The organism is Novosphingobium sp. ST904 (assembly GCF_001298105.1).
Classification (GTDB): Bacteria; Pseudomonadota; Alphaproteobacteria; order Sphingomonadales; family Sphingomonadaceae; genus Novosphingobium.
In genome coordinates this window covers 72,897-97,885 of record NZ_LGJH01000154.1, presented here as the reverse complement: position 1 = coordinate 97,885, position 24,989 = coordinate 72,897, and the positions used below count along the sequence as shown (strand labels likewise).

Genomic DNA, 24,989 nt, shown 5'->3' with positions numbered 1-24,989 from the left:
GGCATGTCTGGACCTTTTTTAATGTATACAAGTTTTCGCGCCTGTATCCCGTAGGCGGGGGATGCGGCCGGAACCGGCGCAAGCCGGCCCCGGCCGCCCCTGCCGGACCTCCTAGAGGTCCCCTCCCCAGGTGCAGTCGTGAATTTCGATGCCGAGATCGGCGATGACCTTGTCCATGCCGAGCACCTCGAACAGCACTTCGCCCTCGCCGATGCGGCGGCGGAACTCGACTTCGGCAGCCGCGCGTTTCTCCGCGCTTTCAACCGTTTGCAGAAGGTGGGCGCGCGGGATGACGAGCACTCCGTCGGAATCGCCGACCACGACGTCGCCCGGTTCGACCAGTACGCCGTCCGCCACCAGCGGCACGTTGACCGCAACCGGGCCGCGTTTCTTCGGATGCTCGACGGAAACGGCCGTGGACCAGACCGGGTAGTCGAGCTCGCGAATGGCATCGACGTCGCGCATGGCGCCATGGACGACAGTGCCGGCAAGGCCTTTGCGGCGAGCGTAAGTGCAGGCCACGTCACCCCAAAGCGCCCCTTGATGGCCGCCGCCATTCGTCAGCACCAGCACGTCGCCGGCTTCCGCCACGTAGAGAGCTGCGTGAATGGCAAGATTGTCGCCGGGAAAATTCCACGCCGTGACGGCGGGGCCGCAGAGCTTCTGGCCGGGGGAGATGGGCGCCATCGCAGGGCTCATCAGGCACATGCGGCCGGCGATCTCGCCAAGGCCTTCGTGAAGATCGGCCACGCCGAACCGGGCTGCGCGGGCCACAAGCTCGGGATCGGGCCGGGGGATACGCTTGTAGATCACGGACTTGAGCGGAGCGGTCATTCGGAAATCTCCGGATTGAGGAGGGTCGCGGGTCGTTCTCCGCGGCTTACGCAGTCGACGACGCGGGCGACGTGGAGCGCCATGTCCTTCATGCCCGCCTCGGTGACGCCGGCGACATGCGGTGAGAGCATGCAGTTGGTCAGGCCGAACAAGGGGTTGTCCGGGGACGGCGGTTCGGCTTCGAAAACGTCGATCCCGGCTCCCGCGATCTGGCCGGATCTGAGCGCCTCGGCGAGCGCGGCCTCATTGACGATGCCCCCGCGCGAGCAGTTCACCAGGATCGCATGCGGTGCCATCAGGCCGAGTTCGACAGTGTCGATCAGGTTGCGCGTGCCTTCGCTGAGCGGAGTGTGGATCGAGACGATGTCGCGCTGGAGAATCCGTTCGAGGGGCAGAGGTTCGACCCCGGCGGCGCGCATGTCCTCATCCGGCACCATCGGATCGAACGCCGCTACTTCGGCTCCGAAACCGGCGCTGCATATGCGTGCGACGCAGCGGGCGATGCGGCCGAAGCCGATCAGTCCGACTTTCGCGCCGGTCAGGTCCCCGAGGCGGATCTGCCAGCGCTCGTCCCAGCGATTGCCGCGCACCAGTGCGTCCATCTCGCGGGACTGGCGCAGCAACGAGAGCATCATCGAGACCGCGCCTTCGGCCACGGCGGTGGAGTTGTTGCCGCCCGGCGTGTTGGCCACCATCACGCCCTGCGCGCTGGCTGCCGGAATGGCGATGTTGTCTACGCCCGCACCGTGTTTCACGATGGCCTTGAGGCGGGGCATCGCACCGAAGATATCCGGCCCCAACGGGCTGGTACGGATGACGATCACGCTGGTCTCGCGAAGCCTTGCGTCCTCGCGCCAGTTCGCCGGAGCGATAATGTCATGGCGGGCGCTCAGCCTTTCCACGCCGATAGGGTGGATAGGATCGATAATGCATACGAGTTCGCGGGAACTCACGGCTGAATCTCCTCTCCACGACGATTATGTATACGTTTGTGGCTTCAGTGTGTCGTGAAAGCTCTTTCCCGCGCGGTCAACTCCTATTAGGTCTTTCCGCAAAGAGATGTATCCGATCTGTCCGTTTTTCGTCCGGGCGATCGGCTGAGAGGAGAATGCGATGTTCGCTGCCCCGCCCGCCGTCATGGCGGAACCCTTCTGCCGTATTCCCGAGAAATTCCGCCGGCACGGCGAGACGACCGAATGGGCCAGGGTCCAGCTTCACGGTGCGGCAGCGCCGGTGTTTCTCGAAGGACCGGTGTTCGATGCGCAGGGGAACCTGTGGGTTACCGATATTCCCTGGGGACGGCTGTTCCGGATCGCGCCCGACGGAACCTGCGAACTGGGTTTCGAATACGATGGGCAGCCGAACGGCATGAAGTTCCTCGCCGATGGACGGCTGCTGGTGGCGGACCATCACAAGGGCATGGTCGTTTGCGACTTGCAGAGTGGAAAGGCGGAAACATGGTTCGACCGCTACCTGCTCGAACCTTTCCTTGGCTGCAACGACCTGACGATCGCGCGCAATGGCGATATCTACTTCACCGACCAGGGCCAGTCGGGCTGGCAGAACCCCAATGGCCGGTTGTTCCGCGTGCGCGCCGGGACGGCGCAGCCCGAATTGCTGCTGGACCGGATTCCCAGTCCCAACGGGCTCGTGCTGAACAAGGCCGAGACGGCGCTGTTCCTGGCGGTTACCCGCGCCAATGCCGTATGGCGGTGCCCACTCGTCAACGACGGTGCGGTGATCAGCAAGGTGGGGACCTATATCCAGATGTCCGGCGGCTCCGGGCCGGACGGACTGACGATCGACGAGGATGACAATCTCGTCGTCTGCCATGTCGGTTTCGGCGCGGTCTGGCTGTTCAGCAACCGGGGCGAGCCGATGCTGCGGATCGATGTGCCGGAAGGGCGCTATACCACCAATGCGGCATATGGCGGACCGGGCAACAAATGGCTCTACTTCACGGAATCGAGCACCGGCACCGTTTACCGGGTGGAGATGCCGGTGCCGGGACGTCCGAACTGTTCGGCTAGCATCTGAGGAGTTTTTATCCCCTTCGCGCGCGCGAAAAATGCGTCCCGCGCCAATCCGATTGGCGTCAGGCGCGGGGGGGCTTGGTCTTTGCGTCGGACTGGCTCAACAGGTGGGCGTAGCGCTCCAGCCCGATCCGCGTGCGGCCGATATGCATGACGAGGACGGCCTGTGCGGTTTCCACTTCGCGGCGGCTTATCGCGTCATAGAGCAGCCGGTGTTCCACGTCGTGCGTGCGATTGCCGCTGCCGAGCGAGAGCTTCATGTAGGCCCGGCGATAGCTCTGCGTTGTATCCCAGACGCGCTCGACGATCTGCGCGAGCAGCGGCGTATCGTGGCGGCGATAGGTGATCCAGTGAAACTCGCGGCCCAGCGCGATCGTCTCGTCAAGGTCGGAAACCTGCTCGATCCGCTCCATCACCTCCTTGAGGTCGGCCAGGTCCTGTTCTGTCAGGTTGGGCACGCTTTCCGCCAGCAGCAGCGGCTCCACCCTGGCGCGTATCTCGAACGAGACTTCGAGATCGCGCATCGTCAGGCTCGTCACCCGGGCCCCGGTGTTGGGGCGCATGGTGACGAGGCCGCGTGCTTCCAGCATCCGCAGGGCATCGCGCACCGGGATGCGGCTGGTTTCCAGCTCCGCCGCCAGTTCGTCCTGCTTGATCCGGGTTCCCGGCGCAGATCGCCCGAGAGGATGCGCTCTGCGAGGATATCGGCGATGCGCTGGCTGGCAACGGAGGATGGTTGGGAACTCATGATGTTCCTCTGATAGGCGATTCTGCCCGTGGGTCGAGGTGTGAACGCGGCTCCGGCGGTTTGCGAGGCAGGTTACGGCAGGGCGATCTTCGCCGCAATGTCCGCTTCGGCCACGGCGGGAACAGGTCGCTCGCCCTCGCTCTCGGGCGCCAGCAGACCTTCCCATTGGGTGATGACCGAGGTGGCGATGGCGTTGCCCAGGACGTTGGTGGCGGTGCGGCCCATGTCCATGAAGTGATCGACAGCAAGGATGAAGGCCACGCCTTCGACCGGCAAGTCGAACTGCGCCAGCGTGGCGGCGACCACCACCAGCGAGGCGCGGGGGACCGCCGCGATGCCCTTGCTCGTCACCATCAGCACCAGCAGGATCGTGATCTGCGTCATGAGCGGCAGGTCTATGCCGTAAGCTTGCGCGATGAACATCGTCGCGAAAGTGGCGTACATCATCGAGCCGTCTAGGTTGAAGCTGTAGCCCAGCGGCAGGATGAAGCTGTAGATGCGCCGGGGCACGCCGAAGCGGTCCAGTTGTTCCAGCATCTTGGGATAGGCCGCCTCGGAAGAGGCGGTCGAAAAGGCGAGCAGCACCGGTTCGCGCACATGGCGGATCAGCGAGAAGATGCGCTTGCCGAGGAATAGCGCGCCCGCGGCCAGCAGGAGAACCCAGAGCGCCATGAGCGCAAGGTAGAATTCGCCCACCAGCGTGCCTAAGGTCCTGAGCACGCCGAGCCCCTCGGTCGTCACGGCCGCCGCCAGCGCGCCGAACACGGCCAGCGGCGCGACCCGCATGACGTAGCCGGTCACTTTCAGCATGAGTTGGGCCATGGTCTCTATCAGCACCACCACCGGCTTGCCGGCCTCGCCCAGCGCCGTGAGGCCCACCCCGATGAAGAGCGAGAAGACCACGATCTGGAGCACCGAATTGTCTGCCATCGCGCCGACCATCGATGTCGGGAACACGTGCAGCACGAAGTCACGCAAATTCAGGGCACTGCCATTGACGGCCGCGTCGACGTTCGTGGCAGAGCGCACGAGGTCCAGCCCCTCGCCGGGGGCGAAGAGGTTCACGAATACCAGGCCCAGCGTCAGCGAGATCAGGCTTGCGATCACGAACCAGGCCATGGCCCGCCCGCCGATCCGGCCCAATGCGCCGCTGTCTCCCATATGCGCAACCCCCGCGACCAGCGTGGAAAACACCAGCGGCGCGATGATCATCTTTATGAGGTGCAGGAAAATGTCGGCAAGGAGGTGGAAGTAGCCCGCCACTTGCCCGGCGGTTTCGGCCGATCCGCCGACGATCTGGTTGGCGGCAAATCCGGCGCAGACGCCGGATACCATCCCGGCGACGATCAGGGTCGTCAGGCGACGTGACATAGGCAGTACTCTTTGGAAGAGGGGCGGGGCCCAAAAAAGGACCCGGTTCCGCCGGGATGGGCGGAACCGGGGTCAGGATGGGTCCGGTCAATCCTTGGTGGCAGACCCCTTGCGGTAATCCAGCGAAGGGGCCTTGTCGCCGAGCAGCGAGCGATAGACGAAGTTCGGACCGTGGCGCTCGTCGAGTTCGGCCTTGGCGGCGGCCAGCGTATCGGGGCTCTGGAACAGTTGCGCGGCGGTGAGGGCAAGCGCCTTGGCGGCCACTTCGGCGCCCTTGGTGCCGACGCTGTTGCCGCTGGCCGCAACCGCCTGCCAGCTGTGCGGCGGGGTGCCCGGCGCCCAGGTGCCCGCGGACAGCCCGGCGGTGGGGGTCGTGTAGCTGACGTCGCCGACGTCGGTGGAGGCCGACATGATCTCGCCGCTGCTATAGGGGGCGACGCCCGGTGTGCTCTTGCGGCCGCCCTTGGGCAGGGTGGCGCTGATCTTGTCGATGAAGGCCTGTTCCTGCGCCGTGTAGGCGGGCAGCGGCACCTGCTTGAGGTTCTCGTACATGACATGGCCGAGCGTGTCGTTCGGCAGCAGGTCGAAAGTGCCGCCGATCTGGTTGTACTCCACCGTTGTGCCGGTGCCGAGCGCGGCGCCTTCTGCGGCCTTCTTCACGCGCTCCATGATCTCGGCCACCTGCTGCTGGTCGGGGTGGCGGACGTAGTAGTAGACTTCGGCCGTGTCGGGCACGACGTTGGGTGCCTTGCCGCCATCGGTGATGACGTAATGAATGCGGGTTTCCTGCGGGACGTGCTCGCGCATCATGTTGACCATGTTGTCCATCGCCTCGACCGCATCCAGCGCGGAGCGGCCGCGTTCGGGCGCGGCGGCCGCGTGCGAGGCGATCCCGTGGAAGCGGAACTTGGCGCTGACATTGGCAAGGGCATGGCCCTGCATGGCGCTGTAGCCGTCACCCGCATGCCAGTGCAGCATGGCGGAGACGTCCTTGGTCAGGCCCGAGCGGACGAGGAAGACCTTGCCCGAACCGCCCTCTTCGGCAGGCGCGCCATAGACACGCAGTTCGCCCTTGATGCCGTGAGCGACCATCCAATTCTTGGTGGCGATGGCAGCGGCGATGGAGGCGGCGCCGAACAGGTTGTGGCCGCAGGCATGGCCGGCAATGCCGTCAAGCGCATGGCGCTCCGGCTCGGCGGCCTGGGCGAGGCCGGGCAGGGCATCGAATTCGGCAAGGATGCCGATGACGGGGCCGTCGCCGGTCCTGAAGCTGGCGACGAAGGCGGTGGGCATTCCGGCGGCGCCGGGCGTGACCTGGAAGCCGGCGGTCTTCAGCTCCTTCTGAAGCAGCCCGGAACTTTTGGTTTCCTGGAAGCCGACTTCGGCCCAGGACCAGATCTGAAGCGCATTGCGTGACATGGCGGCAGAGCCGCGATTGACGTCGGCCAGGATCGCGGTGCGGTCGGCATCGGCAAGCGGCCCGGCCAGAGCGGGAACGCTGGCGCTGGCGGCGAGCAGGAACAGGGCGGTACGAACGAGGGATTTCATGAGCACATCCTCATTGAAGGTCGTATCGAAATTGTCCCGCGCGGATCGGCGAACCGCGCGGGACAGGCAGTAAATCAGCGCTTCCCGAACGAGACGCGAAGCTGGGCGCCGAACACGCGCGGTTCGTTGTAGACCAGCGTGGTCGAAGTGATCGAGGGGGTCACCACGCCGCCGGCCGCCGCGTAAGTCACGTCGAACAGGTTGCGGATGAAGAAGCCGATATCGATGCCCCGGCCCTCGATGTCGTTGAGGTCAAGCTTCAGGTTGACGGTGTCGTAGGCCTTCTGGATGCCGTTGGTATCCAGCGGGCGCTCGACGTACCAGACCTTGGTGCTGTGGAACCAGTTGGCGTTGAACACCAGTTCCGCGAACTCGCCCAGGTCATGCGCGTAACGCGCGCCGCCGCCCACGGTCCACTTGGGGGTGTAGGAGAACTTGTTGTTGACCGGATTGTTGCCCAGCAGCGGGATGAAGGCGGCCGGGGCATCGTACTCGTCGTACTTGGCGTCGGTATAGGCGCCGAAGCCCGAGAGGGTGAAGCCGTGAACCGGCGTGACCGAGAAGTCGAACTCGGTGCCCTGGATCGTCGCCTTGGCGGCGTTGATGATCAGGCTGCTGGGGTCGTTGGCGGAGTTGCCGTCGCCGTCGAAATCCGCGCCGGGGAAGATCGAGCGCTGGATGTTGTTGTACTTGCTGGTGTAGGCGGCGATGTTGAAGCGGCCCTTCACGTCGCCGAGCTGCCAGCTCGACTTGATGCCGGCTTCATAGTCGGTGACCTTCTCGGGCTTGAAGGTCTCGAAACCGTCGAAGTAGGAGGACAGCCCGCTCTGGTTGTAACCAGCCGAACGGTAGCCCCGGCGGTTGGTGACGTAGAGGAACAGGTCGTCGTTGACCTTGTAGTCGAAGCCCAGTGTCCAGGTCGGCGCCTTGGAGCTTTCCGAGCCGGTCTTGCCGCCGCGATCCTCGCAGGCGTCCGGCCCGATACGTGCCGCCGTATCCAGCGCCGCCACCGAGCAGCCCGAGGACTTGTCCCAGGTGTAGCGGAACCCGCCGTTGAAGCGCAGGCCTTCCGCAAATCCGCCGAAGGCATAGCCGATCTGGCCGAACAGCGCCTTGCTGGTCGAGGTGTTGTAGTTCTCGTTATAGGTGAAGGTCTTGCCCGGGATCACGGCAGAATAGGTGACGCTGCCGTTCACGCCGTTCGGGTCGCTCTTCAGGTAGAATGCACCGACGATCCAGTCGAGCTTGTCTCCGAACAGCTTGCCCATGGCCTGGAACTCGTTCGAGTACTGCTGGACATTGGTGTTCGACACGCCGTCGTAGAGGGCAAGGTAAGTGCCGTCCATGTCGCGAGCACCGTCTACCTTGCTGCTGCGGTAGCCGAAGATGTTCTTGAAGGTGACCGTGCCGACATCGAGCGTGGTGGTATTGGCAAGGCCCCAGAATGTGCGGTTCGAATAAGGATCGATGCTGGTCGAAACGTCGCGCACGCCGGCGGCCTGCTGCTCGGACAGGGCGATGTCGATGTCGCAGCCGTCAACGCCGCAGTCGAAGTAAGGCGCGTTGGCCGCCGTGCGCGCGGTGCCGCCACCGGAGACGGCGGGGTTCGGGTAGACGCCGTTGAGCACGAGGCCGGTGCCGTTCTCCCGTGCGCGGTACCAGTCGAACACCGTCACGTTCTTGAGGCCCTCGACCGGTTCCACCAGCAGCGAGGCACGGAAGGCGTTGTTGTTGCGGTCGTCAAGGTTGCCGCCGATGCCGTGGTTCTTGGTGTAGCCGTCGCGGCGCGCGACCTGTCCGGCCAGACGCAGGGCGACGTGTTCGTCCATGATCGGCACATTGACGGCGCCTTCGAAGGTCCGCTCGTTGTAGGAGCCGAGCGTGACCTGCCCGTAGCCGCCGAAGTCGTAATCCGGCGCGGTAGGATAGAGCAGCAGCGCGCCGCCGGTGGTGTTGCGGCCGAACAGCGTGCCCTGCGGGCCCTTGAGGACCTGGATCGAACCGACGTCGAACGTCGGCACAATGGAGCCTTCATTGGGCAGCGGCACATCGGCGAAGTAGGTGACGACGGAAGGCGCGGCCGCGCCTGCCGTCGCGCGGCGCTGGCCGCGGATGACGATGCTGGGCGTATCGCGCGAGGTCTGCGGGGCGACGTTGAGGCCCGGCGTCGTGTAAGTGAGGTCCTGCGTGCTGACGATCGCCTTCTCGCGCAGCATTTCCTCGTTGAAGGCGGTCACCGAGACGGGAACGGTCTGGGCGCTTTCCTCGCGGCGGCGGGCGGTGACGAAGATTTCGCCGCCGGGCTCGTCGGACACGCGCGAGGCGGTTTCCTGGGCCTGGGCGACCGGGGCCGAAATGGCCAGGAACGAAGAGGCAAGCAGCAATGCGGAAAGGCTACGACAGGACATATTGTTCTATTTCCTTATCTATCCGGCCTGTCCCTGATCGCAGGCCGATAGTCGCAAGACGCAGCCGAACGCGGATCATTCGCTTTCGATGAAAAAATATTCCGGGTGACGTTTCGCCGGCTGCGCGGCTAAGGAGAGGCGGTTTCCGGATCGAAGGATCGACGTCATTTTCTCGCTGCGCAGGACATCGCCGAACGAACGCGTGGAGGCGCCGGATCTCTCGGCGCACGTCCCGGCCTTGCGGCGGTACATCGCCAAGCGGGCGGTGCCCGGCGATGTGGACGATCTCGTGCAGGACGTGCTGGTGCGCATGCACGTGCGCGGGCAGACCGATCCGATCGCCAATGTCGAGGGTTACCTGTTCCAGGTCGCGGCCAGTGTGCTGACCGACCGCGCGCGCCGCGATCAGGTCCGCCACCGTAGCGCGCATTTCGAACTGACCGAGACGTTCCACCCGGTAGAGGAACTGACGCCCGAGCGTGTCTTGCGTGGGCGCGAGGACGTGGACCGGCTGGTCAATGCGCTTGAGGAAATGCCCGGACTGACGCGCGACGTCTTCGTCCTCCACCGCTTCGAGGAGATGTCCTACGATGCGATCGGAGAGCATCTCGGCCTTTCTAACAGTGCAGTCGGGCGGCACCTGATGAAGGCCGTGCGCTTCCTGGCTGCGAGGGATCTGCCATGAGCAAGTCCATAGATCCCCGGCCCTTCGATGCCCGCGCTCTGGAACAGATCGATTCCCCCGAAGCGACGGCGGCCGCCTATTTCAGCCTGTTCCGTTCGCCTCGGGCGACCGCGCAGGATTACGATGATTTCGAGCGCTGGCACGCCCGTGACGAGGGCAATCGCGTGGCCTGGGCGCGCGTCGAGCGCGCATGGGAAGAGACCGCCGCGATGCGAACGGATGCACGCATCCTGGCGATCCGCGAACGGGCGCTGGCCAACCGCCGCTCACGTGGCCGGTGGCAGCGTCCGCTGGCGGCCGCGGTTGCAGCTGTCGCGGTGCTGACCGCCGGTGTCGTCTACCAGCGGCAACAAAGCGCCGAAGTTGCGGCGACGGCCACGGCGATTGCGGGGGCGGACAGCCGGATCATTTCAACCGGCATCGGCCAGCAGTTGACCTTCCGCATGACGGACGGTTCGACGATCACGGCGAATACCTCTTCCACCCTTGCGGTCAACGAAACCGATACGCGGCGCAGCACCTCCATCAGGAATGGCGAAGCCTTCTTCGAGGTGGCGAAGAACCCGCGCAAGCCGTTCGTGGTCGAGGCGGGCGCGGTGAAGGTCACTGCGCTGGGCACCGCTTTTGCGGTTCGGGACTTCGGCGGTACCATCGGCGTTACGCTTGCGCACGGAAAGGTCCGTGTCGATATGCCCGCGAGCGCTGGACAGCCTGCGCAATCGGCGATCCTTGCCCCCGGGCAGGAGCTTGTCTGGAGTTCCGGCAGGTTCCGCACCGGCAGCATCGATGTCGACCGGCAGCTTGCCTGGCGCAAGGGTGTTGTCAGTTTCGACCAGGTTCCACTGAAGGACGCAGTGGCGGAGATCAACCGCTACAGTCCGCAGGAAATCATCGTCGCCAGCCCGGCACTGGCCCGCCATCCGATCAGCGGCACGTTCCGCATCGGGGTGACGCGCGGTTTCCTCCAGAGCCTGGAACTGGCCGGCATTGCCCGCGTCGAGAATGAAAGCGCGACCCGGGCCGAACTCGTCCAGCCCTGAGCGGCGCGCCTTGGGCGGCGCTATTCGAAAGTGTAGCGCAGCCGCAGGCCCATGGTCCTGGGCGGACCGGGAATGATGGTCGCGGCGGCATAGGCTGGATTGAGCGTGCCGCCGCCGCTGGCGTAGAAACGGTCGGTCAGGTTGCGGCCCCATATCTCCAGGTCCAACGGCATCCCGCCGATCCGCTGCCATGTGATCGATGCGCCAAGCAGGCCGTAAGCCGGCTGGGTTCCGAAAGTCTCGCTCGGCCGCTCGGTGAAGCGGACGGCGCTGACGTAGCTGTAATCCGCAGCGAGGCTCAATTCGCCCAGCCGATGAGGCAGGGGCACCTCGCGGGAGAGCGAAACGGTTCCGCTGAAGCTGGGCGTATAAGTGAAGCGGTTGTTGAGCGGGTCTGTTCCCAGCAGCGAGATCAGGGCTGCCGGAGCGACCACTTCCGTATAGCGTGCGTGAATCCAGGAGGCGCTGAGCGTTACATGGGTCCGCGTGTCCAGGTTGGCCGAAAATTCGCCATCGAAACCGGCAACGCGGGCTTTTGCGCTGTTGATGTAAAGTGTGATCGGGTCCGTCGTGATATCGCCATCGCCGTCAAAGTCGAGATCGGGGAAAAGCGCGCGCTGGACATTGGTGTAAAGCCCGGCATAGGCCGCCGCCGAATAATATCCTCCAAGATTTCCGGCCGACCAGCGCCCCTTGGCGCCAATTTCAAGATCGGTCAGGGTTTCCGGCTTGAAGGTCTGGTAGGGGGCCAGCGTGCCGGCAAGGCGCGGTGTATTGTATCCACCGGACCGGAACGCCCGTCTGCTGGTGAGATAGAAACTGTGATCGCCGAGCTTGCGGGTCAGGGCGAAAGTCCATGTCAGTCGCTGCGAGGCGGCTTTCGCGGCGGAACCGCCGTCATCGAGGCAGGCCTCGCGGGTCGCGGGCCGGGCCGTCAGCGAGCGCAAGGCGCAGCCGCTGACCTGCTCGGCGGTATAGCGCAGGCCGAGGTCGGCGGTCAGTTCATCGCCGATCGGGACAGTCGCCTGCCCGAAAACGGCGGCGCTGCGGAAGGTCTGGTAGTTGGCGACGTGAAAGGGCGGATTGTCCGGGCGGACGAACCGGGAGACGTCCTGCAGCACCGCGCCGGACGGTGCGCTGTCCAGATAGAACAGGCCCGCGATGTAGCGGACCTTTCCCAGCCGGCCCTGAAGCTGGAATTCTTCCGTCCACTGATGATGGGCGGAACGGGTGGTGGAATCGTTGATTTCCAGCGGGGTGCCGTCCCCGTCGAGCGCATAGAAAACACGGGTGGATCGCCAGCCGACAATATTGCGGACCATCAGGTCTTCGTCACCGTACTCGGTGATGTTGCCGAGCCCCCGGAACCGCCGCCGATAGATCGGCGCGATTCCGGATTGCGAGGTGCGCCGGCCGAGCGATTGCTGGATCGAGAAGTAGCTGTCGATGTCGCATGCGCCGCTTCCGCAGTCGAAATAGGGCACGTTTTCAGGATTGCGGGCGCTGCCGGTTTCATAGACCCCGGCAAGGATCAGCGCTGCGCCCATCTCTTCGGCGTCCAGCATGTCGAAGCTGAGGGTCGATCGCAGTGGACTTTCGGGTTCGAAGCGGACCATCGCGCGCATGGCATCGCTGTGGGCCGTGTCTGCCCGTCCGCCCGAGGCCATGTGCGTATAGCCGTTTCGCCGCATCCGCTGGCCGGATACGCGCAAGGACCACGGCCCCTCCCGCGGCAGTTCGAGGGCGCCTTCGAGCCGGCTCAGGCCATATGTGCCAGTCTCCGCTTCGAAATAGCCGGGCACCCCGCTTCCCGGCAGGACCGAATGGAGCTGCACGGCGCCACTGGTGGTGTTGCGGCCGAACAGGGTGCCTTGCGGCCCGCGCAGTACCTCGATCGAGGCCATGTCGTAAAGCGGTGCGACGGCGGCCTGGTTGGGAAGCGGTACCTCGTCCTGATAGACGACCAGCGGCAGGCGGTTTTCATCGCTGATCGAGCGGCGCTGGCCGCGCATGACGAGGAGCGGCGTGGCGCTAGACGTCTGTCCCGTCGCGACGAAACCGGGCGTGATGCGGGCGAGATCGGCCAGAGTTCGGATGGAGGCCCGGTCGAGCGTTTCGGCGTTCCGCTGGACCACCTGCAGTGGCACTTCGATTTCCCGTTCCGGCCTGCGCCGTGCCGAGACCAGGATATCGGGCGAGGGATCGGGTGTGGGTGGGCGGGGTTCGGCCTTGCGGCGTTCGGCGCGGGGCGAAGCCAGCACGAGGTATACGCCCGGTGAGACGTGCCTCGTTTCCAGATCCATGCCGCGGATCATGCGCTGTAGCGCTTCCCGCGCTGAAAGGTGCCCTTTCACGGTTCTGGAAAGGCGGCGCTCCTGACCGGGCGTGTTGAGCAGGATCTCCACGCCGGCCTGCTGCCCCAGTTGCGCGATGGCGCGGGAGAGTGGCTGGGAGGGAACATTCACTTCGGCGGATTGCGCCAGAACGCCGGTTGCGGGCCACAGGATTGCGGCCAGAGTGCAAACGGAATGAGCGACGCGAAAACGCAATCCGACGGTTCCCGGCCCTGCGGTCCTGTTGCGGGGCACCCAGTGAGAGGAGGAACGAACCGGCTATCGATTGCGCCGCGCAAGTTCAACAAAATGGCGCGTGGGCGGGGATGTTATGAACAATTCTTACGCCACTTAATAGACATCGCGGGCGTAGCGCTTGTCCTCCCGCATCTGGGCGACGTAATCGTCCGCCGCCTCGGCCGTCATGCCTCCGTGTACCGCGATCACCCGTCTGAGCGCCTTGTCCACGTCCCTGGCCATGCGGCTGGCATCGCCGCAGACGTAGAAATGCGCGCCCCCGTCGATCCAGCGCCACAGTTCTGCGCCTTCCTCGATCATGCGGTTTTGCACATAGACCTTCTCCGCCTGATCGCGGGAAAAGGCGAGGCTGAGCCGGTCGAGGTGGCCTGAACGGCGCCACTGGTCGATCTCTTCGCGGTAGTAGAAGTCGGTGGCCTCGTGCTGCTCGCCGAAGAACAGCCAGTTGCTTCCCGCCGCGCCGCTGGCCTCGCGGTCATGGAGGAAACCCCGGAAAGGTGCGATGCCGGTGCCCGGGCCTACCATGATCGCGGCGCGGGCCGGATCGGCAGGCGGCCGGAAATGCGAGGATGGTTGCAGGAACAGGCCGGTTCCGCGCCCGGCCTCGTACTCGGCTGCGCGGTCCGCCATGAAGGCCGAGCAGACCCCCGAGCGTCGCCGCCCCCGGTTGCTGTAGCGCAGGACCGAGACGGTAAGTTGCACCTCGTTCGCCTGCGCAAGCGGGCTGGAGGCGATCGAGTAGAAGCGCGGTTGCAATGGCCGCATGACCTGCATCAGGTCTGCCGTGTCGAGCTGGGCGCCGGTTTCGTGCAGGATATCGGCGATCTGGTTTTCGCGCAGGAGCCGTCATACTCCGGCTTGCGGTCCGGATCGAGCAGCGGGATGAACGCGGCTTGCGGCATGCGCTCGGCAATGAGTTCGAGAATGTTGCGCGTGGGTTTGGCAATGTCCCAGTGGCGGAGCAGCGCTTCGTGGAGCGGCACTTCGCCAAGGCCCTTGATAGTTACGGGAGCATCGGGATCGAGCGCAAGCAGGTCCACGATCTCCGCCACGAGCGCCGGGCAGTTGATCGGCCATACCCCCAGCGCATCGCCGGCGCGGTAGGCGAAATCTTGCCCGGCGAGATCGAAACCGAACTGGCGCACTTCCTTCTGTGCGCCCAGCCCGCTGAGCAGGGTGTTTCGAACCAGCGCCGTCCTGAGCGGGGCCTTGCGGGTGTAGGAGACTTGCGCCGGGGCCTGGGCGGAGCGCAGTGCGGGGGATACCGGAGCGACGGTGAGCACGGCGGCGGCACCTTCCATTGCCGCTTCGGCGGGCACATCCATCGTGCCGGGGAGCAGGGCCGCCGATACCGCATCCAACCATCGCGCGGCTTCCACTTCGAAGTCGGGTTCGCAATCGGCGCGGGGCGCGAGGCGGTTGGCGCCGAGTTCCTCCAGCCGGGCGTCGAGTTTTCGCCCGAAACCGCAGAACTGGTCGTAGCTGGAATCGCCAAACGCCAGCACCGAATAGCGCAGGGCCTCGATCCCTGAAGGCGCTTCCGATGCCAGCGCGGACCAGAATGCGCCCGCGTCGTCGGGGGCATCGCCGTCGCCGAAGGTGCTGGCGATGAACAGCGCCCGGCCTGCCGCGGCCAGGTCCGCAGGTTTCACGCTGCCCAGCGGCGCAAGCCTCACTTTGCAGGACTGTTCTGCAGCCGGCTGGCGCATTGTTCGGCGAAACTTTCCGCCGTTCCGGTCTGCGACGCCCAGAGCACCAGCACTTCGGGCAGGCTTTCCCTGGACGTCGCGGCGGCGGGCAGGGATACCGCCTCTCTCCGATCGCCGTCCGGAATTGCGGGCGAGCGGGAGAAGAGGCCGGCCAGGAGGCCGTTCATGTAGGTCCGCTTGTCTTCATCGACCGGTGATCCGCCGGGCAGCACGGGCACACCGGCGTCTTCAGGCAGGTTGCCCGAACGCAGGCCGGTCATGAAGCCCGAAAGGTAGCGTTCCTCGCTTCCGGATAGCGCCGGCGGCGTGCCGGGGCTCAGGCCCATGACCTGCAGGAATGCGTCGATCGCGGCCGTCTGGAACGGGAGCAGTCCGGCCGGGCCGGGCAGGGGGTCTGCGAATGGCGGTGTCATGTCTTCCGGCGCGGCTGTGATGGGATCGTCCTCCGCCGGCCCTGACAGCCGGGCGAGGGCAATGGCGGAGAACTTGAATTCGGGTTGCAGCGAAAGCGGATCGACCGCGTCGCTGGTGAGCGCATTGACGGCCAGATCCTCTCCGAACACGTCGTTCCAGTGGAACGGGGCGAAACAGTTGCCGGGACGGACCCGCTCTGTGAGCATCGCGGGGAGGACAGCCCGGCCCCGCCGCGAGCGGACTTCCACCCTGTCACCCTCGCCGATGCCTAGCGCCGCGGCGTCCTCGGGGTGGATTTCCACGAACGGTCCCGGATTGAGCTTGTTGAGCTTGCCCACTTTCCCCGTCTTCGTCAGCGTGTGCCACTGGTGCTGGAGGCGGCCGGTATTGAGCACGAGCGGATAATCGGCATCCGGCATCTCGGCGGGGGACAGGTGCGGCCGGGGCAGGAAGTGCGCCTTTCCGCTTTCGGTGGGAAAGGAGATCGCCGGACGGCTGCCGTCCTCGTTAATCCGTCCCGTCTGGCTCACGCCGTCGTTGAGGTATCGGATGGGGTTCCGGCCATGATCGTCACCCGGCGGGCAGGGCCATTGCAGCGGAGCCTCGCGGAGCCGGTCATGGCTGGCGCGCGGATGTCATATCCGGTGCGCGGGTTCCAGAATCCGCGGATTTCCTCGAAGACTTCCGCGGCCGACGCATAAGTGAACGCATGACCATAACCCATTTCGCAGGCGACGCGGGCGATGATCTGCCAGTCCGCCATCGCCTCTCCCGGCGGATCGACGGCTTTCTGCATCAACGTGAGGTTGCGTTCGGAATTTATCATGACGCCTTCCGCCTCGGCCCACAGGGCGCCGGGCAGGATCAGGTCGGCGTAGCGGTTGGTTTCGGTATCGATGTAGACGTCCTGCGCGATCACCAGTTCGGCGGCTTCCAGCCCTGCAATCACGGTCTTGCGGTTCGCCACGCTGGCCACCGGGTTGGTGCAGATGATCCAGCAGGCCTTGATCCGTCCTGCGGCCATCTCCTCGAACAGCGATATCGTCCCCGCCCCGGCATCCACGCGAAGGCTGCCAGGCGCAATGCCCCAGGCGTCCTCCACGAAACGGCGGTCCTCATCGCTGGGCGTCGCGCGCTGGCCCGGCAGGCCCGGACCCATGTAGCCCATTTCGCGGCCGCCCATGGCGTTGGGCTGGCCGGTAAGCGAGAAGGGGCCGCTTCCCGGTCGGCAGATCGCCCCCGTGGCGAGGTGCAGGTTGCAGATCGCGTTCGTGTTCCAGGTGCCGTGCGTGCTCTGGTTCAGCCCCATGGTCCAGCATGACATCCACTCGCCCGCCTCGCCGATCCATCGGGCGGCCTGCCTGATGTCGGCCTCGGGAATGCCGGTCAGTTCGGCCACGCGGGCGGGGGTGTAATCCGCCAGGAACTCGTGCATCGCGTCCCAGCCCTCGGTGTGGGCGGCGATGAAATCCTCGTCGATCCGGCTTTCCTGCGCCAGCAGGTGGAGCAGGCCGTTCAGCAGCGCGAGATCGGTGCCGGGGCGGATCTGGAGGAACAGGTCGGCCTTGTCCGCCGTGCCGTTGCGGCGCGGATCGACGACGATCAGCCGTGCCCCGGCCTTCACCCGGTCCATCATCCGCAGGAACAGGATGGGGTGGCAATCGGCCATGTTGGCGCCGATCACGAAGAACAGGTCCGCCTTGTCGAAATCCTGATAGGAGCCGGGCGGGCCGTCTGCCCCGATCGACAGTTTGTAGCCGCTTGCCGCGCTCGCCATGCAAAGGCGCGAATTGCTCTCTATGTTGTTCGTGCCGATGAAGCCCTTGCAGAGCTTGTTGGCCAGATATTGCGCCTCCAGCGACATCTGGCCCGACACATAGAGCGAGACGGCATCCGGCCCGTCGCGATCGATGATCGCGCGCAGGCCCCGTGCAGTGCGGCCGATCGCCTCTTCCATGGGGATAGCGCCCTGGTCATTGCCCCCGGCGATCCGGGCATAGGCCGTGACGGCACGGCCCGCCGCCGCCACCGGTTCGTGGCAGGTGTTGCCCTTGGTGCAGAGCCGGCCGAAATTGGTGGGATGGCTCTTGTCGCCGGAGACCTTGACGATCCGGTTGTCCGCCACTTCCATGACGATACCGCAGCCAACGCCGCAGTAGGGACATACGCTCTTGACCGTCCTGTTGCTCACATGGTCCCCAAAACGAAAAAACGCCACGACCGGGCCTCTTGCAGGGCCGGTCGATGGCGTCGTTGCCTCTATATGCGGTTCCGAAGGACCGCTGGATCACGCCTGCGTCATTGCAGGCAGAATCCGAATTCGTGGCTCTATCTTGCCTAATCGAGGGACCCGCTGCAAGAATTTGTTTCGCGCTGCAGCATCCGGCGGGGGCTTTCGTTCCGCCGATCTCCCCCGGCGTGAACTCCCGGGCGGCAATGATCGAGGTTCGAGGCAAAAACGGCCCGCCATGAGAACGGAACGCGCAGGAGAACTATGTTCCCTTGATGTAAAATCCGCCAATTTCTTATGCTTGTGGCGGAAATTTGCGGCCTTGGCGGTTCCTGGTCGATTGACCCTCCTATTCGTGCCGATCACCCTTAGGAGCGATCCGGGGCGGCAATTTCAAATACAATCGGGCGCCTCGGCAGGACAGGCGAAGCATGGCTTCGCAATGGGAGGAGCGCCGGGACCGGCGCCCATGCACGAATCTGGAGGGTGTGCAATGTCAGGAAATCGTCGGTTTTCCAGTTCTTTACCTGCGTATTGGGGCTGCGCCGCCATCGCCGTCATGGCCTTGTGCGAGGTGCGGCCTGCAAGGGCGCAGGATGAGGCGCACGGCCTTCAGGAAATCATCGTGACCGCGCAGCGCCGGGCGGAGAACCTCCAGGAAGTGCCGATCGCGATCACCGCAGTCGGATCGGAAGCGCTTCAGTCCTCCGGCATTTCCGAGACCAATACGCTGACCCAGGCCGTTCCGGCGGTGCAGTTCTCCCGTTCGGGTGCCAGCGGCCTGTTCTTCGTGCGGGGGGTGGGCACCACCAATGCCTCGATCGGGGACGAAGGCTCGAATGCCTTCTACGTCGATGGGGTCTATATGCCGGACTTGTCCAGCACCGTCATGCAATTCAATAACATAGAGCGTATAGAGGTGCTGAAGGGGCCGCAGGGTACGCTGTTCGGCCGCAATGCATTCGGCGGGCTCATCCATGTCATCACCCGGGAGCCGGGGGACCATCTCGAAGCGTCCGGGCAGGTGGGCTATGCGAACTACGACACGATACAGGGGCAGGCCTATCTGGGCGGGCCGATCACGGACCGGATCAGCGCGGACATCGCCCTGACCGGCTACGACCAGCGCGACGGTTGGGGCCGAAACGTCACGCTGGACCGCGATATCAAGAAGATGCGGTACTGGGGCGCCCGATCCAAGATCGTGCTTCGCGCCAGCGACGATGTGAAATTCGTGCTGTCAGGCGATTACTACGACACGGATGACAATACCGCGGTCGGCTGGAGCGTGGATGAGGACTATCTCGTAGTCGGGGGCATCCGTTCGATCGGCAGCATGGACACGGCATCGAACGATTATTCGCTCACCCAGCTGACCAACTGGGGAGTTAGCCTGACGGGCGAGGCGGATCTCGGCTTTGCGACGTTGACCAGCATCAGTTCCCTGCGCGACAGCAAGAACAGATCGGACTTCGACGTTGATGCCACGCAGGTTCCCTACATGCGGATCGCGTTCACATCGGGCTCGCGCGCCTATCAGCAGGAATTGCGTCTGGCATCAAGCGATACAGAACCGCTCAGCTGGCAAATCGGGGCGTTCTACCTGCGTTCAGAGGTTTTCAACCGGGCCAGGTTCACCGGATTGGCGCTGGGCGGGCTCACCAGCGGCCAGTACATCGATGCCACGCTCGATACCGATTCCTACGCGGCGTTCGGCGAAGTGACCTATGCGCTGACATCCACGACCAAGCTGACCGGCGGCGTCCGTTATACAAAGGACCAGCGCCGCCTCGGCGGTGGCTATGCCGCGCTCGCCAACGATGTCGTGGGTGTTCTCATCCCGACCGACGACAAGATAAGCTATGGCAAGTTCACCTGGCGCGCCGCGATCCGGCAGGAGCTTTCCGACGACGTGAGCGTCTATGCCTCCTATAACCGCGGCTTCAAGGCAGGCACCTATTCGTTGCAGAACCCGCAGCTTCCGCCCGTCCAGCCGCAGTATATCAACGCCTACGAAATCGGCGTGAAGTCGGAACTGTTCGACCGTGCGTTGCGCCTGAATGCCTCGGTATTCCACTATGACATCACCAACTATCAGGTGCGCTCGGCGGCGGTGGGCACGATCGGAACGGCGGCCCTGCTGAATGCGGCTTCGGTCAAGGTGGATGGTCTCGACGTGGATTTCGAGGCTGCGCCGACCGACGGTCTGCGCATCTTCGGGGGCTTTACCTGGCTCGATTCCCGCTTCCACTACTTCGGCCCGACCGACACGCTGGCAGGCGCTCCGTTCATCTACCCCAACCCGGCGATCTGCGACGCCACCGGAACCCGCGCGCCGGGGATGACCACCGGGCCGCAGGCCGGCGGGTTCAAGACCTGCTTCGGCGATGCTTCAGGGTTCCAGACCCCGACGGCGCCGGACTTTTCCGCCAGTCTCGGCGCCAGCGCGACCATCCCGCTGGGTGAGGTGCAGCAACTGCGCGTAAACATGATGGGCAGCTACAACAGCGGCTTTCCTTTCGAGACGGACGGGGTCCTGAAGCAGGACGAATACATGCTGCTTAACGGCTCGATCGAATACCGTCCGACGGAGAAATGGGGGTTGGAGTTCTGGATGAAGAACATCTCGGACACGAAGTATTTCCAGCAAAAGATATCGACCGGGCTCGGTGCCACCACGGCGCGCGCAGCGCGCGCACTTATGGCGCGACGCTTCGATTTACCTATTGATCCGGCGTTTTTACGAAATCCTAAACAGGCATTCTCAAAGAAACATCTTACGGTGCGGACGTTGGCGTGCCCGATATCCAGCACCGGTGGATGGAGAATGGCAGCGCGACGCTGCTTGTCGGCAGACCGACCTTGCGCTTTCGAAAGGTCGGTCTGCCGCGGCGCAAGGTCAGGCGAGATCGAGCGCTTGCGCGAGATCGGCGACAATATCCTCGGCATGTTCGATGCCAATGGAAAGCCGCACAGTCGTTTCCAGTACGCCGATACGATCGCGCACTTCCAGAGGGACGCCCGAATGGGTCGTGGTGGCCGGGTGGCTCGCCAGCGATTCCGTGCCTCCGAGGCTGACCGCCAGTTTGAAGATCTGCAATGCGTTCAGGAACCGGAACGCGGCGGGCTGGCCTCCGGCGATATCGAAGGCGAAGGTCGAGCCTGCGCCGCTGCACTGGGCGGCGAAGACTTCGGCCTGCCGGGAACCTGCGGGATAGAACGGGGGATAGGCCACGCCGATAACCTTCGGATGATCCTTCAGGAATGTGGCCGCCACGGCAGCGTTGGCATTCGCGCGCTCCATGCGAAGGCCCAGCGTTTCCAGAGACCGGCTCAGCATCCAGCAGCTGTGAGGGTCCAACTGGGTCCCGATTGCGCTGCGCAGGAGGCGAACTTCGCGCATGAGTGCCGCCGAGCCGAGCGCAGCGCCTGCCACGAGGTCGGAATGCCCGCCCACATACTTGGTCAGGGAATAGAGCGAAATGTCGGCGCCATGTGCCAGGGGATGCTGGAACACCGGGCCAAGAAGAGTATTGTCGCATACCAGTAGCGGGCGGTGCCCCTGCAGGTCGCCCAGTCTGGCACAAACGCGTTCGAGCAGCGATATGTCGACGAGACTGTTGGTCGGGTTGGCCGGGGTCTCGATCAGCACCATCGAAATCCGTCCCAGTGCTGCCGCCTCACTTGCGGCTGCCATCACGGCGGCTTCGTCCAGTCCATCTGCAAAGCCGAGCGCCTTGATGCCCAGATTGGCGAAAGTCTTCGCCAAAAGCGTCTCTGTTCCGCCGTAAAGCGGCTGCGAATGGAGGATCACGTCACCGGGCCGGGCAAACGCCAATACAGTGGTCGTGATCGCGCCCATGCCGGAGGAGAACACGACGCCTGCTTCGGCGCCTTCATAGACCGCCAGCCGGTCCTCGACGATTTCGCTGTTGGGGTGGTTGAAGCGGGAATAGACCAGCCCGCGCCCCTGACCTGCAGGCGGCTCCTTCCGGCCGGCAACATAATCGAAGAAGTCCCGGCCTTCCTCGGCTGTCGGGAAAACGAACGTCGATGTCAGGAAAACCGGAGGCTTGACCGCCCCTTCCGAGAGAGACGGATCGTAGCCATAGTTCAGCATCAGAGTGTCCGGGTGAAGCTTGTGTCCACCGATGGCTGTCTTGCTTTCGCGAGGTGCGGTCATCTCATCCTCCTTGCTGATGGCCCGGGCGACGGGCCGGCGCAACATAGCATCCAATGCGTGTTCTGTGTTCGCACATTGAAAGTGCCAAGTGTCACCCCCGTCCGCACGGACGGATACCGCTCTGGGTGGGCGGGCATACCGAGCCCGCCTAAGGACGGGATGCTGGGATCGTCGATCGGTTCATCTCGCGGCGCCCGGTGGAAACCCGGCCGCCCCGACGCGGAGTTGCCGAACGAGGTCCGGCAACTCCGGCACGATCAGGGGGCAAGCACTTCCAGCGTGGTGGTGAAGCTCATGCGCCGTTCGCTGGCCCGGCGTTCGTCGGGCCTGGCATCGGCGGTAGCGGCGTTGAGCCAGTAAACCCCGGCGACCGGCCACTTCACCGTGAGCACGCCTTGCGCGTCGGTCACGAGTTCCTGCGCCATTTCGGCTTCGCGGAACTTCTTGGCGCCGGGAACCACGTTGACTTTCACGCCTGCGGCGGGCCTGCCGTCGACCAGGAACCGGAACCGGGCTTCCTCGTCCGAAACTAGCGCGGAGGGATGAGTGACGGGATCGAACTCCAGCCCCTTGCCGGTGACGAAGACGGTCTTGGTGGGGGCATCGGCGGTTACGAATATCGCATTGGTTGCGATGACTTCGGCCAGCTTGATGTCGGTTGCCTCGGCGGGAATATCCGCCAGACCCGCGACGCGGCGCACCGGGGCGGGAGCAGCGCCCGGCGCAACCGGACGCGGCGGACGGCCGCCGACGCGCCATTCCTCGCCGTTCAGCTTGAAACTTCCGGCATAGGCCGTGCGCTGGGTGCCGATCCTCCAGGTTCCGGGCTTGTCGATCTTCACCTCGAAGGTCGAACGGTGGCGGCCCTTGGCGGCGTTCTCAACCAGGCCGTCGCTGCCGTCGGGAGCATTGACCGTGATCTGGTCGGTGTTCAGTGCGACGTGATCGGGGTGGAACAGGTCGTTCGATACGGCGGCGTCCACCGAGACGACTTGCCCGGTGCCGGACAGGGAGGCGGTTGACGGCAGCAGCCAGGCACGGTGTGCGTGAGCGGGGGCGGCAAATGCGGCGGCCGCGAAACCGGCGAGAAGCAGGGAGCGGAAAAGCATGGTATGTCCTCGATTTAAAAGCCGAAAGGCGCTCCGGGAATGATGCCCCGAAGCGCTAGTTCGTGGTCGTCAGAAGCGGGCGGTGGCGCCCATCCAGATGCGGGCCGGATCGATGACATAGCCGTAGTTGTCGTAGTCGATCCGCTTGTCGAGCAGGTTCTGTACGCCGGCATGGAAAGTGAAGGCCGGCGAGACCTTGTACGAACCGCCGAGGTCCACGGTCGTATAGGACGAGGCGACGATGTTGTTGCCGCTGATCTGGGCTTCCGTCACGGCTTCCTCGCCGCGGAACACGGCGCGTGCATAAACGGTCAGGCGGTCGTCGGGCCGCCAGTTGAGCGAACCGCTGGCCTGCTGCTTGGGCGTGTCGTTCAGCGCGGAGCCGATGTTGGCGCCGGTCAGCTGTTCCGAATCCGTCAGCGTGCCGGTGGCGTTCAGGCGCAGCGTGCCGGTGAGGGCGATATCGATGGTGGCCTCGATGCCGCGCACTTTCGCCTTGTCGACATTCACGTACGTTGTTGGCGGGCGGCCGATCGAGCTTAGCGGCTCGTCGATGCACCACGCGCCGGCCACTTCGCAGGTCACGCGGGTGATCTTGTCGTTGAAGCGGGTGTCGTAGACGGTGAGGCTGGCTTCGAAGCCCTTGCCTTCGTACATCGCCACCGCCTCTACGGTGCGCGAGGTCTCGGCTTCGAGGTCAGGGTTGCCATAGATCGTGCCGCCGCGGCTGCTCTGTCCCCAGTCCGGCAATGTCTGGCGCAGGTTGGGCGCGCGGAAACCTTGTGAATAGCCGCCTTTCAGCGTGAAGTTGCTGGCCGCATTCCACACCGCGTAGATGCGCGGCGTCCAGTGCGAGCCGTACTGCTCGTCCTTGTCGAGGCGGATGCCGCCGGTGAGGCGCAGGTTGTCGAGGATGGTGAGCTCGTTCTCGGCGAACAGCGCCCAGTTGGTGCGCGAGGCACCTGCGCGGGTGGAGCCGGAGAGCAAGTTGCCGGTGGTGTCGCTCAGGTCCTCGTTGCGGAAGAACCCGCCGAGACTGAGCATGTTCGACGGCAGCGGCACCGACCAGATCGACTGTGCGACCGTGTTCTTGATCCGCTTGTCGCTCTCGATGTTCCTGGCGTCCTCGTACTGGACGTAGCTTTCGGAACTGGCGAAGCCCCAGCGTCCCTGGTGGCTGAGCGCCGCGACGTAGCGTTCCTGGGTCTGCGAATCCACGGTGCCTTCAGGCACGGTGGCGGTCACTTCCATGGTCTTTCCTGCGGTCGATACGGTCTTCTGGCGGTAGTACCCGCCCTCGATCAGGAGGTCGTGGTCCGGCCCGGCCGAGAAGCCCAGCTTGCCCGAGAGGCTCTCGTCCTTGCGGTCGGGGGTGCCGCCGATCACGTTGTCCTCGGTGCGGCGGTTGATCGAGCCCTGCACCTGGAGGCCGATGCCCTTGGTGACCGGCCCGGAAAGATAGAAGCTGCCGTCCGCGAAATTGCCATAATCGCTGCCGAGTTGCATCGTGCCGTTCACTCGGACGCTGCCGCGCCAGCTGTCGGCGATGCGGCGGGTGATGACGTTGACGACGCCGCCCATCGCGTCCGAGCCGTAGAGCGATGACATCGGGCCGCGCACCACTTCGATTCGTTCGATGGCCTCCAGCGGCGGCAACATGCCGCCTTCGGAGATGCTGCCCCCGTTCGTGCGGGATTCGCGCGAACTGAGGCGTTTTCCGTCAACCAGGATCAGCGTGTACTGCGGAGACATGCCGCGGATCGAGATGTCGCGGCTGTTACCTTCGCCCGGGGTTACGGTGACGCCCGGAATCTCCATCAGCGCATCGGTTATTTCGCGATAGGGCAGGCGTTCCAGATCCGCGCGGGTGAGAACGCTGATCGAGGCGGGCGCGTCCTTCACTTCCTGCTCGCGGCTGGTCGCGGTGACGACGATCGTCGAGCCGTTGGTCGTGCCGTCTGCCTCGTCAGCGAGCGCCGGAACGGCGCTGATCGACACGGCAGGTGCCACGACAAGCGCCAGGGTGGCCGCGCTCGCGCGCAGCCCGGATTTTTTGAACACGGAAACCCCCATTGTGCTAATGCGA

General features: G+C 64.8%; 17 protein-coding genes and 1 pseudogene. 4 read left to right on the top strand and 14 right to left on the bottom strand.

The window, feature by feature from the left end; all coding sequences use genetic code 11:
* Positions 1-111: 111 nt before the first annotated feature.
* Together ADT71_RS18320 and ADT71_RS18315 are read right to left on the bottom strand one after the other, a co-directional pair.
* Positions 112-834, bottom strand: coding sequence for a 4-carboxy-4-hydroxy-2-oxoadipate aldolase/oxaloacetate decarboxylase (locus ADT71_RS18320; protein ID WP_054439070.1), 723 nt, complete (start codon positions 832-834; stop codon positions 112-114).
* A complete protein-coding gene (locus ADT71_RS18315; protein WP_054439069.1) occupies positions 831-1,787 on the bottom strand; it encodes a hydroxyacid dehydrogenase in 957 nt (318 codons plus the stop codon). Before ADT71_RS18315 ends, ADT71_RS18320 begins: the two co-directional genes overlap by 4 nt.
* Before the next feature lie 160 nt (positions 1,788-1,947).
* On the opposite strand from ADT71_RS18315, the gene ADT71_RS18310 reads away from it, so the two are divergent.
* Positions 1,948-2,871, top strand: coding sequence for an SMP-30/gluconolactonase/LRE family protein (locus tag ADT71_RS18310; protein ID WP_054439068.1), 924 nt, complete (start codon positions 1,948-1,950; stop codon positions 2,869-2,871).
* 58 nt (positions 2,872-2,929) lie between these two features.
* Here ADT71_RS18310 and ADT71_RS18305 read toward each other — a convergent pair whose 3' ends face one another.
* The 4 genes from ADT71_RS18305 to ADT71_RS18290 form a co-directional block, all read right to left on the bottom strand.
* Positions 2,930-3,781, bottom strand: a complete 852-nt coding sequence (locus ADT71_RS18305) for a GntR family transcriptional regulator (protein ID WP_231636019.1) — start codon at positions 3,779-3,781, stop codon at positions 2,930-2,932.
* Positions 3,688-4,986 carry a dicarboxylate/amino acid:cation symporter gene (locus ADT71_RS18300; RefSeq protein ID WP_082370440.1) on the bottom strand — a complete coding sequence of 433 codons (1,299 nt, stop codon included), beginning with the start codon at positions 4,984-4,986 and terminating at the stop codon, positions 3,688-3,690. The genes ADT71_RS18305 and ADT71_RS18300 overlap by 94 nt, the downstream gene beginning before the upstream one ends.
* Before the next feature lie 87 nt (positions 4,987-5,073).
* Entirely contained in the window at positions 5,074-6,534 is a 1,461-nt protein-coding gene (locus tag ADT71_RS18295; protein WP_054439067.1) for an amidohydrolase, read from the bottom strand.
* A gap of 74 nt (positions 6,535-6,608) precedes the next feature.
* The gene (locus tag ADT71_RS18290) at positions 6,609-8,942 is read right to left on the bottom strand and encodes a TonB-dependent receptor (RefSeq protein ID WP_082370439.1); all 2,334 of its coding nucleotides are present in this window, start codon (positions 8,940-8,942) and stop codon (positions 6,609-6,611) included.
* 202 nt (positions 8,943-9,144) lie between these two features.
* On the opposite strand from ADT71_RS18290, the gene ADT71_RS18285 reads away from it, so the two are divergent.
* Positions 9,145-9,627, top strand: coding sequence for an RNA polymerase sigma factor (locus ADT71_RS18285; protein ID WP_054439062.1), 483 nt, complete (start codon positions 9,145-9,147; stop codon positions 9,625-9,627).
* The gene (locus ADT71_RS18280; RefSeq protein ID WP_054439061.1) at positions 9,624-10,667 is read left to right on the top strand and encodes a FecR domain-containing protein; all 1,044 of its coding nucleotides are present in this window, start codon (positions 9,624-9,626) and stop codon (positions 10,665-10,667) included. Before ADT71_RS18285 ends, ADT71_RS18280 begins: the two co-directional genes overlap by 4 nt.
* A 20-nt stretch (positions 10,668-10,687) precedes the next feature.
* Here ADT71_RS18280 and ADT71_RS18275 read toward each other — a convergent pair whose 3' ends face one another.
* The 5 genes from ADT71_RS18275 to ADT71_RS31495 form a co-directional block, all read right to left on the bottom strand.
* Complete coding sequence (locus ADT71_RS18275; RefSeq protein ID WP_132469570.1) at positions 10,688-13,216, bottom strand: TonB-dependent receptor; 2,529 nt, start codon at positions 13,214-13,216, stop codon at positions 10,688-10,690.
* Between the two features lie 135 nt (positions 13,217-13,351).
* On the bottom strand, positions 13,352-14,032 hold the full coding sequence (locus ADT71_RS35095) for a hypothetical protein (protein ID WP_156336668.1): 681 nt from the start codon (positions 14,030-14,032) through the stop codon (positions 13,352-13,354).
* Complete coding sequence (locus ADT71_RS31505; RefSeq protein WP_197283076.1) at positions 14,032-14,934, bottom strand: flavodoxin domain-containing protein; 903 nt, start codon at positions 14,932-14,934, stop codon at positions 14,032-14,034. Before ADT71_RS31505 ends, ADT71_RS35095 begins: the two co-directional genes overlap by 1 nt.
* A complete protein-coding gene (locus ADT71_RS31500; RefSeq protein WP_304437747.1) occupies positions 14,931-15,911 on the bottom strand; it encodes a molybdopterin oxidoreductase family protein in 981 nt (326 codons plus the stop codon). Before ADT71_RS31500 ends, ADT71_RS31505 begins: the two co-directional genes overlap by 4 nt.
* Complete coding sequence (locus ADT71_RS31495; protein WP_197283075.1) at positions 15,908-17,572, bottom strand: molybdopterin-dependent oxidoreductase; 1,665 nt, start codon at positions 17,570-17,572, stop codon at positions 15,908-15,910. The genes ADT71_RS31500 and ADT71_RS31495 overlap by 4 nt, the downstream gene beginning before the upstream one ends.
* Before the next feature lie 277 nt (positions 17,573-17,849).
* Between ADT71_RS31495 and ADT71_RS34070 the strand changes: the two are divergent.
* A pseudogene (locus ADT71_RS34070) lies at positions 17,850-20,225 on the top strand (TonB-dependent receptor); the annotation flags it as partial.
* Positions 20,226-20,510: 285 nt separating this feature from the next.
* On the opposite strand, the gene ADT71_RS34065 reads toward ADT71_RS34070, so the two are convergent.
* The 3 genes from ADT71_RS34065 to ADT71_RS18255 all read right to left on the bottom strand — a co-directional run bounded on the left by ADT71_RS34065 (position 20,511) and on the right by ADT71_RS18255 (position 24,964).
* Complete coding sequence (locus ADT71_RS34065; RefSeq protein WP_082370445.1) at positions 20,511-21,794, bottom strand: cystathionine gamma-synthase family protein; 1,284 nt, start codon at positions 21,792-21,794, stop codon at positions 20,511-20,513.
* Between the two features lie 257 nt (positions 21,795-22,051).
* Complete coding sequence (locus tag ADT71_RS18260) at positions 22,052-22,903, bottom strand: DUF4198 domain-containing protein (RefSeq protein WP_054439053.1); 852 nt, start codon at positions 22,901-22,903, stop codon at positions 22,052-22,054.
* 69 nt (positions 22,904-22,972) lie between these two features.
* Positions 22,973-24,964 (bottom strand): TonB-dependent receptor domain-containing protein, encoded by a 1,992-nt coding sequence (locus ADT71_RS18255; protein ID WP_231636018.1) that lies wholly within the window; start codon positions 24,962-24,964, stop codon positions 22,973-22,975.
* Positions 24,965-24,989 lie beyond the last annotated feature (25 nt).